The sequence below is a fragment of the Bacteroides rodentium JCM 16496 genome (assembly GCF_000614125.1).
Taxonomy (GTDB): Bacteria; Bacteroidota; Bacteroidia; order Bacteroidales; family Bacteroidaceae; genus Bacteroides; species Bacteroides rodentium.
The window spans coordinates 17,226-34,765 of the sequence record NZ_BAKJ01000033.1; the positions used below are offsets into that span (position 1 = coordinate 17,226).

The window sequence follows — 17,540 nt, forward strand, 5'->3', positions numbered from 1 at the left end:
ATCCTCTTCCTTTTCGGACACAAGCAAAAAACTTATCAGTTTTATGAGTTTATGTATTTTGAAACCACTTTTTTGTTTACATTTGCAGGTACTATATAGAACAGACTGCCTATGGAAATTACAACTGCCCGATATATAAATGTCAACGGTTCGCTGCTCGACCTCTCTCAACCCCGTGTCATGGGCATACTGAACGTCACCCCCGATTCCTTTTATGCCGGTAGCCGCATGCAGACAGAGTCGGAAATAGCACGCCGGGTGAAACAGATAGTTTCGGAGGGAGCGACCATTATTGACATAGGCGCTTACTCTTCCCGTCCCAATGCCGACAATGTCTCTGCCCGAGAGGAGATGGAACGGTTGCGTATGGGCCTGAAAATACTTTTTGAGATACAGCCGGATGCCGTGGTGTCGGTAGACACCTTCAGGGCGGATGTGGCAAGAATGTGTGTGGAGGAGTATGGTGTTGCCATCATCAATGATATTGCGGCCGGTGAGATGGATGTGGATATGTTCCATACTGTTGCGGCATTGAACGTACCTTATATTATGATGCACATGCAAGGCACTCCGCAAAGTATGCAGCAGCATCCTCATTACGACAATCTTCTGAAAGAGGTCTTCTTGTATTTTGCGCGCAAGGTGCAGCAATTACGTGACTTAGGTGTGAAAGACATCATTCTGGACCCCGGTTTCGGCTTTGGAAAGACAATGGAGCATAATTATGAATTGCTGTCCCATCTGGAAGAGTTCCGTATTTTTGAGTTGCCTTTGCTGGTAGGTGTTTCACGTAAATCGATGATATACCGCTTGTTGGACATTACTCCTCAGGAGGCGCTGAATGGTACTACGGTACTCGATACCATCTGTTTGCTGAAAGGTGCTGACATCCTCCGCGTACACGACGTGAAAGAAGCCGTGGAAACCGTACGGATTGTGCAAGCCATGAGAAAAGAATCACTAATCACTAATCATTAATCACTGACCGACGTGTTTTTTGAATTTGGCATAAAAGATTTCATAGATATTCTGCTGGTAGCTTTCCTGTTGTATTACACGTACAAGCTGATGAAAGCATCCGGTTCCATAAATGTGTTTACGGGTATCCTGGTGTTTATCCTGATATGGCTGGTGGTGTCGCAGGTGCTGGAGATGAAACTGTTAGGCTCCATCTTCGACAAGCTGGTCAGTGTGGGTGTGCTGGCGCTTATCATTTTGTTTCAGGAAGAGATACGGAGGTTCTTGCTGACGCTCGGCTCGCATCAGCATGCCAGTGCACTGGTGCGCTTCTTCACGGGAAACAAAAAGGAGAAACTGGAACATGAGGATATTATGCCGGTGGTAATGGCATGTATCAGCATGGGGAAGCAGAAGGTAGGTGCTCTGATTGTCATTGAACATAATCTGCCTTTGGATGATGTGGTGCGTACGGGAGAAATTATCAATGCCGATATAAACCAGCGTCTGATTGAGAATATTTTCTTTAAGAACAGTCCGTTGCACGATGGAGCGATGGTTATCAGTAAGAAACGTATCAAGCGGCGGGATGTATTCTGCCCGTTTCCCATAATCTGGACATTCCTAAGGAACTGGGGCTGAGGCATCGTGCTGCCATGGGAATTTCCCAGGTGTCTGACGCGCATGCTATCATTGTATCGGAGGAGACCGGAGGTATTTCAGTGGCTTACAAAGGACAATTCTATCTGCGCCTGAATGCTGAGGAATTGGAAAGTTTGTTAACAAAGGAGAGCTGAAGTGTGACAAAATCCCCTATTTTTACGTCATATAACTATGATATAAAACAAAAACAATATCTTATAACTAATAACTGAAAAGGATGGATAGACGAAATTTCTTACGGACGGGAAGTCTGGCGATGTTAGGTTGCTGGCAATACCCTCGTTGGCTATGCCTGCGTCAGTACGCGGAGCTTTGGGAGGAGCAGATAATCAGTCTGCCGTAGCTTCGGCAATGGCTCACTTCGGCGTGACGGAAGCTGACTTGAAGAAAGTGATGGCTGTCGCTCTGGAAAAAGGCGGCGATTATGCCGACCTCTATTTTGAGCACACGTTTAATAATAGTGTGGTGCTGATGGACGGTAAAGTAAACAATTGTGGAGCCAACATTGACTTCGGTATGGGTGTGCGCGTATTGGCAGGCGACCAGACTGGCTATGCTTATGTAGAAGGCGTGACCGTAGAAGAAATGCTGCGTGCTGCCCGTACGGCTGCCCGTATAGCTTCTTCGGGCAAGGCCGGAAAGCCTGTGGGGCTGACGGAAAAGACGATTGCCAAAAGCCGTTATGCCGTCACCGAACCTTGGGAAGACGTGAGCCTCAAGGCAAAGATTCCTTATCTGGAGAAACTGAACGAAAAGATTTTCTCTCTGGACAACCGGGTACGTAAGGTTCAGGCGTCTCTTATAGACAGCACTTCTCATGTGTTATTCTGTAACTCAGAGGGCGTGAGCTACTACGATTACCGCCCGATGGTCTCTTTCATGGCAGTCTGCATCATGGAAGAGAATGGAAAAATGGAGAACGGTTATGCCGGTCGTTCTTACCGCAAAGGTTTTGAATTCATGACGGACGACATTGTGGATACCCTTGCGCGTGAAGCTGTGGACAAGACCTCCATCTTGTTCAAGGCAGTGAAGCCCAAAGGCGGCGAAATGCCTGTCGTGATGGGAGCGGGCGGTTCGGGCATCTTGTTGCACGAAGCCATAGGACATGCTTTTGAGGCTGACTTCAACCGTAAGCGTACTTCCATCTTCTGCGATCTCTTGGGCAAGAAAGTCTGCAACGAACACATCAACGTGGTAGACGACGGTACCATCGCCTTCAACCGTGGAGCCGTGAACTTTGACGATGAGGGTGTGGAAGGCCAGAAGACCTATATTGTGAAAGAAGGTATCCTGACCAGCTATCTGCACGACCGCATCAGTGCCAAGCATTACGGGGTGGCTCCTACCGGAAACGGACGACGCGATACTTTCCGTAATACTCCTATCCCTCGTATGCGCGCCACTTATATGGAAGCCGGCAATATGAAGGAAGCGGACATCATCTCCACCGTGAAGAACGGTATTTATTGCGACGAGTTCACCAACGGACAGGTACAGATTGGTGCCGGAGACTTTACCTTCTTTGTGAAGTCGGGTTACCTTATTGAGGATGGCAAGCTGACGCAGCCCGTCAAGGATATAAATATCATCGGCAATGGTCCGAAGGCATTGGCCGACATCACGATGGTGGCAAGCAATGACAAGATTGACAACGGTACCTGGACTTGTGGCAAGGACGGCCAGTCTTGTCCCGTCACCTGCGGTATGCCGTCGGCATTGGTCAGCAAACTGACTGTGGGAGGAGAATGACGATTGGCAATTGTTGATAGACAATGATGAGTGAGGAAAAAAATTCAATTTTCACCTTTCAATTTTCAACTTAAAAAAAGAATGATTACAGACGACAATAAGAAATTGGCACAATGGGCTATGGAATATGCCTTGAAGAACGGTTGCCAGGCAGCCAAACTGGTGCTATATACAAATTCTAATTCTTCTTTTGAACTGCGTGACGGCAAAATGGACCGTTTGCAGCAGTCTACGGAGAATGGCTTGGGATTGAATCTTTATGTGGACGGACGTTTCGGCTCTTTCTCCACCAACCGGCTGGATAAGAAAGAATTGGAAACTCTTATCACGAACGGTATAGAGTCTACCCGCTATCTGGCGGTGGATGAGTCGCGTATGCTGGCCGACCCTGCGCGCTACTATAAAGGAGGCAAGCCCGACTTGCAGCTTTTTGACAAGAAACTCTATGAAGTCAATCCGGATGATAAAGTGGCGATTGCCCGTGCTGCCGCAGAAGAGGTGCTGGGCAAGGATGAGCGCATCATTTCGGTTGATTCTTCTTATAGTGATGGCGAGGGTTCTTCCTATCGCTTGATAAGCAACGGATTTGAAGGTGAGTCGAAGAGCACCTGGTTCTCTGTCTCAGCCAGTGTGTCCATTAAGGGAGAAGGCGAAGCTCGCCCTCAGGATTACTGGTACGACTCGGCTCTGTTCTATGATAAATTGACGAAGACAGGAATCGGTACCAAGGCACTGGAACGCGTATTGCGCAAGTTGGGGCAGAAGAAGGCAAAGTCGGGCAAATATACAATGGTGGTTGACCCTATGAATGTGGGAAACCTGCTCAGCCCGATGCTTAGTGCATTGTACGGCAGTGCACTGCAACAAAAGAACTCCTTCCTGATGGATAAGCTGGATGCGAAAGTGGCTTCCGATCTCTTCACGTTGCGTGACGAGCCGCATGCTATCGGTGCAAACGGTTCGCGCTATTTCGATAATGAGGGTGTGGCTACCGAACCCCGCACTGTCTTTGACAAAGGCGTGCTGAAAACTTATTTCATCGATACCTACAATGGTAAGAAGATGGATATAGCTCCTACTATCAGTACACCTTCACGTCTGATTCTGACACCGGGCGATAAGGACTTGAACGGATTGGTTGCAGATATTAAACAAGGCATCTTGGTTACGGGCTTCAATGGCGGTAACAGCAATAGCAGTACCGGTGACTTCTCTTATGGTATAGAGGGCTTCCTTATTGAAGACGGCAAGCTGACACAGCCCGTCAACGAAATGAATGTGACGGGTAACATGGTTACTTTATGGAATTCCTTGGTTGCTGTGGGCAATGACCCTCAACTGAACCGTTCATGGCAGATTCCTTCGTTGGTATTTGAGGGAGTCAACTTCAGCGGATTGTAATGCTAGTTCAACATCAGGCTCATATATGGGCTTGATGTTGCAAATATTTTTTCGGTGAGTTCACCGATTGTAAGTGCCAAGTGGCTGCCCGGCAGACGCTTGGCACTATTCATACATTTGCCATTGTTCAGGTAGTAGTAGCCGTTATTGGCACTGACCTGTTCATCGGTGAGATGAATGCTGAGTTCCTGTTCCGGATGGGCCGTAGCATAGAGTTGCAGCATGGTTTTGGCATTGATGATGCGTGCCATGCCCAAAAGTTGGCTTTCACCGGTAGCGGGAGGGGTGAGGAGCCGGATGGACGGAAGATTCAGGCGTTGGCAGATATGTTGAAGCAGCAAGGTTTTTGTTGCGGGAGTATCCGACACGATTTCTCCAATGCGCCAGTTGTCTTTCCCTATCGGATAGGCAATGGCCAAAGCCACGATTTCCTCCCCATTGTTCAAAGTGCCAACGAAGCCCTGCCCCAGTTGTAAATCGGCAATGATAACCTGGAAATCCTCTTCCGTATGCTGAATGCAGCAAGGGCGCTCCCGCAATTTCCGGTCGAGATATTCATATCTTTTTTCAGTATATTCGGCAGACATTTCCAGAGTAAGGTCCGTATCGGCTACCGGTGTGCCTGAAGAGATAAAGGTCTCTTCGACATAGCGGAATACGGGCGCATAACCGCTGCGGACATAGTAGTCGAACAGCCACGGCTCTGCCGGTATCAGGGTGGATAAGGCGACATTATTGTGTAGCATCCGTGCAAAGGCTTGTGATAACAGCTCGTGCATTACGCCCCGGTTACGGTAATCAGGGTGTGTACAAGCGCCGGATATATAGGCCGTATGAATATCTTTTCCTTCGAACGTCATAGGATAAGGCAACATCTGTAGGGCGGCAATCACTTCTTCGCCGCTTTGGATGGCAATATTGATATCATTGTTGTAGCGGAGCCGAAAATACAGTTCAGTAAATTCGTCGCTATCATTGAAACAGAGCTTCCATAAATTTTTTACCTTTTCCCGTATCATCAATCCCTTATCCTTTTAATCCCTAATCCCTAATCTTTACTCTCACCACTTGATGGCTTCTACCGGTTCCGACTTCAGGCATGCCACGTATTTTTCCAGAATAATGGCAGGCTGGTACGAAAGTTTGGCCTTGCGCAATCCTTCAATACCCAAATCCTCTTCACGGTTGAGGTAGACATATTGTTCGGGGATATGGTTGGCAAATTCATAGTTAATCATTGCGTACGCTCCGTCTATGCTGGTATCGGCCTTTTCCACATGTACCCCGAAGGTATCTTGGTTGATGGGCATGCCGAAAGTGAAGGCGGCAATTTTGCCGTCTACATGCAGGATACCTCCGGTCAATCCCAGCTCTTCAAAATTGTGGAGGGCGTAGACCAGTGCGCGACGTTCGTTGCCCGTTCCTTCATGCTGGTCGCAGTTGTTGGCCTTACACCATTCAGCTTCCAGGTCCAGACATTCCTGGATACGGTCGGGAGTGATGGGAGTATATTCGTAATTATAAGTGCGTTTGAATTTGTTGACATGATTCCGTTTGGCCTGGAATTTCTTTCCGGCAAGCGTGGCGAGGTCTGTACGCAGATAGAGGTAATCGGCATAGTCGCGGTCTGCTGTGAACTGGAATTTTCCGGGCATGAAGGCTTCCAGTTCCGAGCACATGCCCGAGCATATCCCCAGCAGGCAGAAAGGTTCCCCTTCCCGGTGTGCGTCTTCGACCAGTGCGTCCAGTACTTTTGTCAAATCTCCGTTGCCTATCGGCATCATGTACACCAGTTCATTGTTTGCCCAGAATTTCAATAGGAGGAAGCCGTCCATGATGGCAAACTTCGTGTTGTATAGAAAGCGCAACTGCACAGGTTGGAGAATGAGAGGTCACAATTCCGCTGCGGACTGTTCTGTGTATAGGAGGTAATAAGTTCTTTGTCTTGCAACTCGATATCTTTAAATGGAATCATACGTTGTTGTTTAATTGGTTATGATTATAGATAACAAAAATAGGAAGGTTTTGTTAGAGTAGCCCTAATAATCTCAGGATGGTTGGGGTCAACAATGCAGTGAAGATACCGTTCAGGGTCAGGCCGAGGCTGGCGAATGCACCGTATTTGCAGCTGATGTCCATGGCTGTGGAAGTTCCTACCGCGTGTGCGGCGGCTCCCAAGGAAAGGCCTTGTGCCATAGGACTGCCGATGTGGGTCAGTTTCATGGTCTTGAAGCCCAGTATTCCTCCCAGCAAGCCTACACAGACCACTACGGCGGCGGTAAGTGAGGGAATGCCGCCCAGCGATTTGGTTACTTCCATGGCTATCGGTGTAGTGACCGACTTGGGAGCCAGGGAGTAGATAATCTCGTCGGAAGCCCCCATCAGTTTAGCTATCAGTACGACAGAGATAACTCCCACAATGCAGCCGGCAAGCTGTGACAGCATGATGGGGAACAGCTGTTTCTTAATCGTTTCCAATTGGAGGTACAGGGGTACTCCTAGGGCCACAACAGCGGGTTTCAGCCAGAATTCTATCAGATGTCCCCCTTCATTGTAGGTTTCATAACTGATATGTGTCATCTTCAGGAAGACAATGAGGATGGCAATTGTCAGCAGGATAGGGTTCAGCAGCATGATGCCGGTCTTCTTTTGCAGGAGTTTGGCAAGAAAGAAGATGCCGAAGGTGATGGTAAGTAGGAAAAATTCGTTTTCTAAGAAGTTCATTTGATTTTACGTGTTAGTTGGTGAACCCATCCGGTGACTACAATCACCAGCAGGGTGCTGATTACGGAAGCGGTCACTATCGGCCAGAATTCGGCGGCGATGATGTCGAAATAGAGCATGAGAGCTACACCGGGCGGTACGAAGAAGAAGCCCAGGTTGGCAACCAGAAAGTCGGACATGCCCTGCACCCAGTGCAGTTTAATCCAACTCAATTTCAAGAATAGGGTGAGCAACAGCATACCGATGATGCTGGAAGGTAACTTGATACCCGTAAAGAAAACAATCAGTTCACCCAAAGCTAAGCATCCGAAAAGGATGGCGCATTGACGAATCATACTATTATTATAATACCTATTGTTACACGTTGAAAACGCTGCAAAGGTAGGTATTCTATGTATTGCTTGTTATCGTTGTATCCTGATTTTTTTCATATCGTTTGTAGAGTCGGGTGAGTTGTCCCTGCCGGACGGGTAATTGTTTGTTGCAGAGGGGTACGTGTGCGCACACACGAATATCAGGAATACCTAATGTTAAATATTATAATAATTATGGTCTGAACGGTAAAAAGACCGATGTTTGCAATGTAGATATTGCAAAATTGTGTACTTTTGCGGCGTGAATAACACATACTGCCGATTCTTAATAGACAATTAAAATATCATGCAAAGATTAATTAACGAAATTGTTGAGCGTGCCAAAGCAAACCGCCAACGAATTGTTCTTCCCGAGGGTACGGAAGAGCGTACACTGAAAGCTGCCAATCAAATCCTGACTGACGGAGTAGCCGACTTGATTATTCTTGGAAAACCTGCCGAGATAGAGGCTTGTGCCAAAGAGTGGGGGCTGGGAAATATAAACAAGGCTACCATTATCGACCCGGAAGACCATCCTAAGAAAGAAGAATATGCCCAGCTGCTTTGCGAGCTCCGCAAAAAGAAAGGCATGACCATCGAAGAGGCTCGCAAGCTGGTTGTCGATCCGCTTTATCTGGGCTGCCTGATTATAAAGAATGGCGATGCTGACGGCCAGTTGGCAGGTGCACGCAACACTACGGGTAATGTACTCCGCCCTGCTTTGCAGATTATCAAGACTTCCCCGGGCATCACTTGCGTTTCGGGTGCCATGCTGCTGCTGACACATGCTCCTGAATATGGAAAGAACGGTATCCTGGTGATGGGTGACGTGGCTGTGACTCCGGTGCCCGATGCTTCGCAGTTGGCACAGATTGCCGTATGTACGGCACGTACAGCCCAGGCAGTTGCCGGCCTTGACCCGAAAGTGGCATTGCTGAGCTTTTCTACCAAGGGCTCTGCCAAGCACGAAGTGGTGGATAAAGTGGTCGAGGCATTGAAGATTGCCAAGGAGATAGCTCCCGACATCGCCATCGACGGTGAGTTGCAGGCCGATGCAGCTTTGGTGCCGGAAGTAGGTGCAAGCAAGGCTCCGGGTTCTTCTATCGCCGGACATGCCAACGTACTGGTTGTCCCCAGTCTCGAAGTGGGCAACATCTCCTACAAACTGGTGCAACGTCTGGGACATGCCGATGCAGTAGGACCTATCCTGCAAGGTATCGCCCGTCCGGTGAACGACCTTTCACGCGGTTGCTCCATCGAGGATGTGTACCGCATGATCGCCATCACTGCCAACCAGGCCATTGCTGCCAAAAAGAATGCCGAATAACTTTTAAATCTGATATATAGTATGAAAATCTTAGTATTGAACTGCGGTAGCTCGTCCATCAAATACAAATTGTTTGATATGGACCGGAAAGAAGTTATCGCCCAGGGTGGTATCGAAAAAATAGGTTTGAAGGACTCTTTCCTGAAGTTCACCTTGCCCAGTGGCGAGAAGAAAGTTCTTGAGAAGGACATTCCAGAGCATACCGTAGGTGTGGAATTTATCCTGAACACCTTGACAAGCCCTGAATATGGAGCCATCAAGTCTTTGGACGAAATCAATGCCGTAGGTCACCGTATGGTGCATGGAGCGAAAAGTTCAGCGAGTCTGTACGGCTGACGCCGGAAGTGCTTGCCGCCTTCACTGCCTGCAACGACCTGGCTCCGCTCCACAATCCTGCCAACTTGAAGGGTGTAAATGCAATCTCTGCCATTCTGCCTGATGTTCCGCAGATTGGTGTGTTCGATACGGCTTTCCACCAGACCATGCCGAAGCACGCTTATATGTATGCCGTGCCTTACGAACTGTATGAGAAGTACGGCGTACGCCGTTACGGTTTCCACGGAACCTCACACCGCTATGTATCACAGCGCGTCTGCGAGTTCCTGGGTGTAGAGCCGGAAGGAAAGAAAATCATCACTTGCCACATCGGAAACGGCGGTTCCATTACTGCCATCAAGGACGGCAAGTGTGTAGACACCAGCATGGGCTTGACCCCGCTGGAAGGTCTGATGATGGGTACCCGTAGTGGTGATATCGATGCCGGTGCCGTTTCTTTCATCATGGAGAAAGAGGGTCTGGATGCCAACGGCATCTCCAACCTGCTGAACAAGAAGAGCGGTGTGCTGGGTATCTTCGGTGAATCCAGTGACATGCGCGACCTGGAAAATGCCGTAGCTGCCGGCAATCCGAAGGCTGTCCTGGCTGAAGAAATGTACTTCTACCGTATCAAGAAATATATCGGTGCCTATGCCGCTGCTTTGGGGGGTGTGGATATCGTTGTATTTACCGGTGGTGTTGGCGAAAATCAGGCAAGTGCCCGCTGGGGTGCATGCGAAGGCCTGGAATTCATGGGCATAAAGCTGGATGCGAGAAGAACAAAGTACGCGGTGAAGAAATGGTAATCTCTGCCGAAGATTCTCAGGTGAAAGTGGTGGTAATCCCTACTGACGAGGAACTGATGATTGCTTCGGACACGATGGATATTCTGAAGAAGTAATATCATTGCAATATCTCCCGGTTCCGGCTTCCCGGAGTCCGGATGTGGTTTCGCCCCTGCAAGTATGTAATGTATTTGTAGGGGCGAAATGTTTTCCGAATCCTTTAAAATACCTATCTTTGTTACTCGGTTAAAAATAATAAAGGCAATTTTTCGAATAACTTTAAATAAGAACTGCTTATGAAACGATTAATGTATGTGTTGTTCTTTGTACTGCTGACCAGCGGCATGGCCTATGCCCAGCAGGCGAAGTACGTGTTTTATTTCATCGGTGATGGAATGGGTGTGAACCAGGTGAACGGTACGGAGATGTATCTGGCCGAACAAGAAGGGCGCATCGGTGTAAAGCCTTTGCTGTTCACTTCTTTCCCGGTTGCCAGCATGGCGACAACCTTCTCTGCCACCAACTCTGTGACCGACTCTTCTGCTGCCGGAACAGCCCTGGCTACCGGTGCAAAGACCTACAACGGCGCCATCGGTATGGACGATAACAAGAGTGTTCTCCAGAGTGTGGCCGAGAGAGCCAAAAAGTCCGGTAAGAAAGTCGGGGTAACTACCAGCGTCAGCGTAGACCATGCTACTCCCGCCGCATTCTATGCCCACCAGCCGAACCGTAGTATGTATTACGAGATAGCCCTCGACCTGCCGAAAGCCGGTTTCGACTTCTATGCAGGCGGCGGCTTCTTGAAACCGACTACCACTGCCGACAAGAAAGAGGCTCCGAGCATCTTCCCTATCTTTGAAGAAGCCGGCTATACCGTTGCAAGAGGCCTTGACGAATACAAGTCGAAGTCTGCCCAGGCGGACAAGATGATTCTTATCCAGAAAGAGGGGGCTGCTCCTGATTGCCTTCCCTATGCCATCGACCGCCGGGAAGGTGACCTGACACTGGCCGAAATTACCGAGAGCGCCATCTCTTTCCTGACCAAAGGCAGTAACAAGGGGTTCTTCCTGATGGTTGAGGGTGGAAAGATTGACTGGGCCTGCCACGGAAACGACCCTGCCACAGTCTTTGAGGAAGTGGTGGATATGGACAACGCCATCAAGGTGGCTTACGAGTTCTATAAGAAGCATCCCAAAGAAACGCTGATTGTGGTAACTGCCGACCATGAAACCGGCGGTCTGGGTCTGGGTACCGGTAAGTACGAGCTTCAACTGAAAGCCCTTGCCAAGCAGAAGCAGTCTCAGGATATCCTTTCACGTTCCATCACGGACTTACGCAAGATGCGCAAGGTTATCAACTGGCCGGAAATGAAGGAGTTCCTGGGCGAGAAGATGGGCTTCTGGAAAGAGGTTCCGGTGAGCTGGGAACAGGAAAAAATGTTGCGTGACGCTTTTGAAGAGTCGTTCGTGAAGAAACACGTTGTGTTTGAAGAAAGCCTGTATGCCAAAACTGAGCCTTTGGCTGTTGTCGCCAAGAAGGTGATGAGCCAGATTGCCATGGTAGGCTGGACCAGCGGTGGCCATACAGCCGGATATGTGCCGGTATTCGCAGTAGGTGCAGGCTCCAAGCTGTTCGTGGGTAAGATGGACAACACGGAAATCCCGAAACGCATAGCCAAGGCTGGCGGATACAAATAATAAAAGGTCACCACAGATTACACGGATTCTCACAGATTGAAAGCTCTGATATCAAGTATAAGAGACTAATCTGTGAGAATCCGTGTAATCTGTGGTGACTATTCCTTAAGGTCCTTCTTTATAATTTCATCCATCTCCCGGATACGTTTCTTCCGTTCCTTGGCGGATTTTACTTTCTGGTCCTTGTATCCGGTATCTGTCCGTTCGGAGACCTCTTCGCTCCATTCCTCGAATTCATCCGTTGCCGGACGTCCGTGCGGGTCTATGTTCTCTTCGGCAATCGGGTCGTTTCTGTAAATCATATCATCCATGACGCTAATGTTTTTAATGTTATGATGTTACTACAACCATGCCGGGAAAAAGTTCCGGTAACCTTCACTTTTTCGTAATCATTTATAAGAATAAACGTTTTATAGCGCGGGCAGCAGGTACTTCCATATTAGATTCAGCTCTGCCTGCATGTCGGGGATGTTGGCGGTGACGGCAATGACGGCATCCTTGTCCGGCAACACCAGTATGTATTGTCCGTTGGCGCCATCGGCACGGTAGGCGTTGTGGCGGCAGCGCCACATCTGGTAGCCGTAGCCCTGCAGCCAGTCGCTTGTCTTGGCGCTCATCTTCGCTTTCTCCAGCATCTCCGGTTTCATGCCGGCGGGCAGTGAGGGCACTTGGCAGGCAGATGCCTCCTTTACCCATTCTTCGGGCAGAATCTGCTGTCCGTTCCAGTTTCCTTTCTGCAGGAACAGTTGTCCCATCTTGGCAAGGTCTTCCGTTTTGAGGTACAACCCCCAGCCTCCGGTATTGATGCCTTGCGGGCTTTCCTGCCACCGGGCGTTGACGATGCCAAGCGGGCGGAACAGACGGGGATAGAGATAATCCACTACCTTCTCACCCGTTACTTTCTGTACGATGGCCGAGAGCATGTAGGTTCCCAGGCTGTTGTAGGTGTAGAAGGTACCGGGCTTGTGCTCTACGGGGAAGGCAAGGAACTCCTGCACCCAATCGGCGTCCGCCTTTTTGCGTACCGTTCCGGTGGGGTCGGTGTCGTGCCCGCAGTTCATGGTCAGCAGGTCGCGTACGGTCATGGCTGCCAGATTTTCGCTGACGGTTGCCGGAAGCTTGTCGGGGAAGAAGGAGATGACCTTGTCCGTCAGCTTCAGCCTGCCTTCGGAGGCGGCAAGTCCCACGGCGGTGGCGGTGAATGTCTTGCTGACGGAGTTCAGGATGTGAGGCTCATCCTCTTTCCCTTCGCCCATCCATTCTTCGGCAATGACATTGCCGTGTTGCACAATCATGATACTGTGCAGGTCTTGCCCGGCTTTCTTTACGGCATCCAGGTATCTGTTCATGGCCTTGTCCAGCTTCGGAGTAGCGGCGGCGCGGGGCAGGCCCTTGGTCAGTTGGTTGATGGAAATCAGCTTTATGCCTTTGTCCTCGATGGCTTTCCGGACACGGGGGCTTGTCAGCAGGTCGGTCACTCCCTGGCGGTCCAGTGCCACGTCCTCATATCCGACGTGGAAGACGGTTTTCATTTCATCGTTGTCCAGTGCCGGGTGGTCTAAGAAAAGGTAGCGCTGGCCCGGTTGCAACTTCTCCAATGCCTTGATGAAGCTGGCCTCTTTTTCTTCGGCGGTTCTTTTGGGGCCGTCGTACCCGATGTAGGTAAACCGGTAGTCCTTGGAGGAGTCCATGCGGTCGATGGACGGCAGGTTGTATTCTTTGGCGAGCCGTTGCACTAGCTCGTTCACTTCTTTGCTGAAACCGGTGGAGAGCATGTGTCCGGACAGATGGCTGAGTTGCGGAATGCTTTTCAGCGTCGTCTCTATCTGCGCGCGGAACTCCTGCTCTATCTCCTTGATGTCCCATTTCTGCTCCATGATGGACTGTCCCGGATAGGCGGGGTTAGGGAACATCATCGGGTAGAAATAGCCGTTCTCGTCCGTCAGGCTGGGGCATTGGGTCAGCGGACGCCACTTCACGTTCTCCCACTCGCTGGTGATGACGAGGTGCAGGCCGACGTCCAGTCCCGGATTTTCTTTCAACATCTTGATGGCTTCCGGATACCAGGCTGCTACGGGCATCACTTCCACGCTGCGGGCAATACCCGAGCGGTAGGTCTGGATGCAGGCTTCGTTGACGGAATGCAGGGCGCCGAGATCGTCAATGCGGATGACAAGTGTCGGGGCGCCAGATTGTCCCCATACCGGCAATGCTCCTGCTGCGAGCAGGCATCCGGCAATCATGTTTTTCAGTCTTAAAGGTTTCATGGGTGGTAATGGTATGATGGTTAACAGTCTGGAAATGCAGGCTATAGCTTTGTCTCTCCCTCCACAAAATTCTCAAGGAAGAGGTTCTCGCCGTCGAAGACGGCGTACGAGAAGTAGTTTATCCAGTCGCCGAGGATGAGGATGCGGGCGGTACTGCTCAGCATCAGGTCCAGTTCGATGTGGCGGTGACCGTAGATGAAGTAGTTGATGTTGGGATGGCTTTTCAGGTATTCCTTGGTGTAGAGCACCAGGTATTCGTTATTTTCTCCCATGTATTCGGGTTCTTTCCCGTCTATGCGTTTCAAGCGGCTGTGCTTGGCCCAGTTCAGTCCCAGCTCCATGCTCCAGCGGGGGTGCAGGGCAGAGAACAGCGTCTGTAGGGTACGGCTGCGGAACATGGCGCGCAGCATCTTGAACTTCTTGTCCGGGTCGCCCAGCCCGTCGCCGTGGGCAAGGTAGAACTCTTTTCCGAAGATTTCGGTGGTCAGCGGTTTGCGGTGTATCATGACGCCGCACTCCTTGGTCAGATAGTCGCCACACCAAAGGTCATGGTTCCCCGTGAAAAAGTGGACTTCCACTCCCAGGTCGGTCAGTTCGGACAGCTTGCCCAGAAAGCGGGTGTAGCCTTTGGGCACTACGGTACGGAATTCGTACCAGAAGTCGAACATGTCTCCCAGCAGGTATACGGCCGATGCCTTGTGCTTGATGCTGTCCAAGAAGTTGACCAGCCTCCGTTCTTGGGTTCGTCCGTGTTCGATGGCTCGTGAGCCAGGTGAGCATCCGAGAGGAAATATACATTCTTCATATTGTCAATTATCAATTGTCAACTGTCAATTTTCCTAAAGGAATCCCAGCTCCAGTTTCGCTTCTTCGCTCATCATGTCCTTGTCCCACTCGGGTTCGAAGACGAGATTGATGGTGGCGGAGGTTACGCCGTCGATGGATTCCACCTTCTGGCGCACATCTTCCATGATGAAGTCGGCTGCCGGACAGTTGGGGGCAGTCAGCGTCATGTCGATGGAGGCTTCTCCCTGGTCGGAGACGTCTATTTTGTAAATCAGTCCCAGGTCGTATACGTTGACCGGTATTTCGGGGTCATATACGGTCTTGAGCATGGAGACAATTTTCTCTTCTATTTCAAATCTGGTCATATTCGTAGGGTTTTATATATAGGTTTTCAAAGAACAAAGCTATGGAATTTAATTGAAAATGCAAAGGAACGCCCTCCTTTTCATTACTTCGGGGAGGGTTTGACGGTGGGTGAACATGCTTCACCTTCTGGGGGGAACTCCCTTTACCCCTGGGGAAACTCCTTTTACAATACGCGGTAAAGGCCTTTACAATATGTGGTAAAGGGCGTTACAATATAGGGTAAAGGCGTTTACATGCTGCGGTAACGGCTTTTACATTAGCTGGTAAATAGCAGGTAAATACAATGTGTTGATAGTTAGTGCTATGACCGCTTTTGTCTTTCGTATAGTATGTCCGTAACTTGGATTGTTTATAGCAATCCTTCGTCGTTGAAGCTGTAATGGCTTCCGTCCGTGACGATGACGTGGTCGGTCAGGTGTATGTTCATGGTTTGGGCGGCTTTCCTCACGAGTTCCGTCAGCCGCCGGTCGTCGTTGCTGGGGTGCGGGTTGCCGGAGGGATGGTTGTGGATAAGGGCTATCTGTGTGGCGCGTTGCAGCAGGGCTTCGCGCAGGATGCTGCGCACGTCGGCGGTGGTCTGGTCGATGCCGCCGCGGCTGATGCGTACCTTGTCTATCACTTTGGCGGCGTGGTTCATAAGCAGTACCCAGAACTCTTCTGTGGCAAGGTCGCAGAGCAGGGGATGGAACAGCTCGTAGATGTCGGCGGAAGAGCGGATGGCAGTATGTCCGGAGCGTTCCTGCAGCTTGCGGCGTTTGCCCAGTTCCAGGGATGCCATGACGGTGATGCTTTTGGCGGGGCCCATGCCTTTGAATCGGGAGAAGTCCCGCACCTCCCATTTGCCCAGGCGGTTGAGGTCGTTGCCGCAGGCGGCGAGTATGCGCTGCATCAGTGTCACGGCGGTTTCTTCCGTATTGCCGGAGCCGATGAGGATGGCTAGCAGTTCGGCATCGCTCAAGGCTTCCGCCCCTTTCTGCATCATCTTTTCCCGCGGGCGGTCCTCTGCAGCCCACTGGTTGATATTCAGTTTCTCCATATCATCCCTAATCCTTAATCCCTAATCCCTATTTGTAAAAGTTCTTTTTGAACGCCTCGAACTCGTCCTTGCCAAGTATGCAGCGGTTCCACCAGGCGCGCAGGAATCCCGTCCCGTATCCGATGAGCTGGATGAAGGAGGCGGCAACGGAGTAGAGTCCGATACTGAGGCTACGGTTCCGGATAGTGGAGTCCATGCATACCAGAAGCGCATAAAGGGCGATGGGCAGCAGGCTGTACGGACAGACGGGCGCTCCCAGCAGGAATATGGCTACTCCCAGAGTAAATGCGGCCGGCAGCAGGTGGACGAGTTTCAGCGATTCCGGATACTTCTTGTACAGATTGATGCGGGCAATACCGGAATTGTGTACTTGCTTGAAGAACTTCCGGAAGTCTGTCCGTCGCTTGTGGTATACCCAGGCGCCGGGGAACAGCCGGCATGTATATCCTCCCTTGAAGATTCGGATGCTGAAGTCAATGTCCTCCCCGAAGCGCATCCGCGAGAATCCGCCCAGGGCTTGGTACACTTCCCGCCGCACACCCATGTTGAAGCTGCGCGGATAGAACTTGTCCATCTTCTTCTTCCCCCCACGGATACCGCCGGTGGTGAAGAAGGAGGTCATGGAGTAGTTGATGGCTTTCTGTATGTCTGTGAATGATTCGTGCGCGCGGTCGGGGCCTCCGAAGGCATCGGCGGTTTCGTGCTGCAGCTCTTCTTCCACAGCAAGGAAATAACCTTCGGGCAGGATGCAGTCCGAGTCCAGTATGATCAGGTATTCGCCCTTGCTTCGTTCCGCCCCGTAGTTACGGGTCTGCCCGGGGCCGGAGTTGGGCTTGTCATAGTAATGCACGTCCAATAGTTCTTGATACTTTTCTGTGACCGGCTTGCAGGGGATGGAGGAGCCGTCCTCCACCACAATCACTTCAAAATCCTTGAAACTTTGCTGCGTCAGGCTTTGCAGCAGTTCGTCCACCTCATCGGGGCGGTTGTATACGGGGATGATGACGGAGTATCTCATTGGGGTATGGCTCTATGTTTTGATTATCTCCGCAAAGATATATCATTTAAGCTTTGCAGATGAATAAATGGCAAGAAAAATCCCCGGATGCCA

The 17,540-nt window shown here is 50.4% G+C and carries 12 protein-coding genes and 5 pseudogenes; 7 read left to right on the forward strand and 10 right to left on the reverse strand.

What is annotated here, in order from left to right; translation table 11 throughout:
• The first annotated feature begins 111 nt into the window (after positions 1-111).
• The 4 genes and pseudogenes from folP (at position 112) to JCM16496_RS14300 (ending at position 4,773) form a co-directional block, all read left to right on the forward strand.
• Positions 112-978 carry a dihydropteroate synthase gene (gene folP, locus JCM16496_RS14285; protein ID WP_025835119.1) on the forward strand — a complete coding sequence of 289 codons (867 nt, stop codon included), beginning with the start codon at positions 112-114 and terminating at the stop codon, positions 976-978.
• Positions 979-990: 12 nt separating this feature from the next.
• Positions 991-1,754 (forward strand): annotated as a pseudogene (cdaA, locus tag JCM16496_RS14290) (diadenylate cyclase CdaA).
• A gap of 83 nt (positions 1,755-1,837) precedes the next feature.
• Positions 1,838-3,372, forward strand: a pseudogene (locus JCM16496_RS14295) (TldD/PmbA family protein).
• An 81-nt stretch (positions 3,373-3,453) separates the two neighbouring features.
• Positions 3,454-4,773, forward strand: coding sequence for a TldD/PmbA family protein (locus JCM16496_RS14300; RefSeq protein ID WP_025835120.1), 1,320 nt, complete (start codon positions 3,454-3,456; stop codon positions 4,771-4,773).
• 2 nt (positions 4,774-4,775) lie between these two features.
• On the opposite strand, the gene JCM16496_RS14305 is transcribed toward JCM16496_RS14300, so the two are convergent.
• From JCM16496_RS14305 to JCM16496_RS14320, 4 genes and pseudogenes are all read right to left on the reverse strand, one after another.
• Positions 4,776-5,792, reverse strand: coding sequence for a GNAT family N-acetyltransferase (locus tag JCM16496_RS14305; RefSeq protein WP_025835122.1), 1,017 nt, complete (start codon positions 5,790-5,792; stop codon positions 4,776-4,778).
• A 42-nt stretch (positions 5,793-5,834) separates the two neighbouring features.
• Positions 5,835-6,748 (reverse strand): annotated as a pseudogene (locus JCM16496_RS14310) (DUF2156 domain-containing protein).
• A 53-nt stretch (positions 6,749-6,801) separates the two neighbouring features.
• Positions 6,802-7,497: an LrgB family protein gene (locus tag JCM16496_RS14315; protein ID WP_025835124.1), complete on the reverse strand. Its 696-nt coding sequence runs from the start codon at positions 7,495-7,497 to the stop codon at positions 6,802-6,804.
• Complete coding sequence (locus JCM16496_RS14320) at positions 7,494-7,832, reverse strand: CidA/LrgA family protein (RefSeq protein ID WP_025835126.1); 339 nt, start codon at positions 7,830-7,832, stop codon at positions 7,494-7,496. Before JCM16496_RS14320 ends, JCM16496_RS14315 begins: the two co-directional genes overlap by 4 nt.
• A gap of 325 nt (positions 7,833-8,157) precedes the next feature.
• Between JCM16496_RS14320 and pta the strand changes: the two genes are divergently transcribed.
• The 3 genes and pseudogenes from pta to JCM16496_RS14335 all read left to right on the forward strand — a co-directional run bounded on the left by pta (position 8,158) and on the right by JCM16496_RS14335 (position 11,974).
• Positions 8,158-9,177 carry a phosphate acetyltransferase gene (gene pta, locus JCM16496_RS14325; RefSeq protein WP_025835127.1) on the forward strand — a complete coding sequence of 340 codons (1,020 nt, stop codon included), beginning with the start codon at positions 8,158-8,160 and terminating at the stop codon, positions 9,175-9,177.
• A gap of 78 nt (positions 9,178-9,255) precedes the next feature.
• Positions 9,256-10,393 (forward strand): annotated as a pseudogene (locus tag JCM16496_RS14330) (acetate kinase).
• A gap of 180 nt (positions 10,394-10,573) precedes the next feature.
• Entirely contained in the window at positions 10,574-11,974 is a 1,401-nt protein-coding gene (locus JCM16496_RS14335; protein WP_025835129.1) for an alkaline phosphatase, read from the forward strand.
• 98 nt (positions 11,975-12,072) lie between these two features.
• Here JCM16496_RS14335 and JCM16496_RS14340 read toward each other — a convergent pair whose 3' ends face one another.
• The 6 genes and pseudogenes from JCM16496_RS14340 to JCM16496_RS14365 all read right to left on the reverse strand — a co-directional run bounded on the left by JCM16496_RS14340 (position 12,073) and on the right by JCM16496_RS14365 (position 17,447).
• Positions 12,073-12,285: a hypothetical protein gene (locus JCM16496_RS14340; RefSeq protein ID WP_025835131.1), complete on the reverse strand. Its 213-nt coding sequence runs from the start codon at positions 12,283-12,285 to the stop codon at positions 12,073-12,075.
• 99 nt (positions 12,286-12,384) lie between these two features.
• On the reverse strand, positions 12,385-14,241 hold the full coding sequence (locus tag JCM16496_RS14345) for a serine hydrolase domain-containing protein (protein WP_025835133.1): 1,857 nt from the start codon (positions 14,239-14,241) through the stop codon (positions 12,385-12,387).
• Between the two features lie 41 nt (positions 14,242-14,282).
• A pseudogene (locus tag JCM16496_RS14350) lies at positions 14,283-15,046 on the reverse strand (UDP-2,3-diacylglucosamine diphosphatase).
• Positions 15,047-15,080: 34 nt separating this feature from the next.
• The gene (locus JCM16496_RS14355; protein WP_025835135.1) at positions 15,081-15,392 is read right to left on the reverse strand and encodes a metal-sulfur cluster assembly factor; all 312 of its coding nucleotides are present in this window, start codon (positions 15,390-15,392) and stop codon (positions 15,081-15,083) included.
• 350 nt (positions 15,393-15,742) lie between these two features.
• Positions 15,743-16,429 (reverse strand): RadC family protein, encoded by a 687-nt coding sequence (gene radC, locus JCM16496_RS14360; protein ID WP_025835136.1) that lies wholly within the window; start codon positions 16,427-16,429, stop codon positions 15,743-15,745.
• A gap of 28 nt (positions 16,430-16,457) precedes the next feature.
• Positions 16,458-17,447, reverse strand: a complete 990-nt coding sequence (locus JCM16496_RS14365; protein WP_025835138.1) for a glycosyltransferase family 2 protein — start codon at positions 17,445-17,447, stop codon at positions 16,458-16,460.
• Positions 17,448-17,540 lie beyond the last annotated feature (93 nt).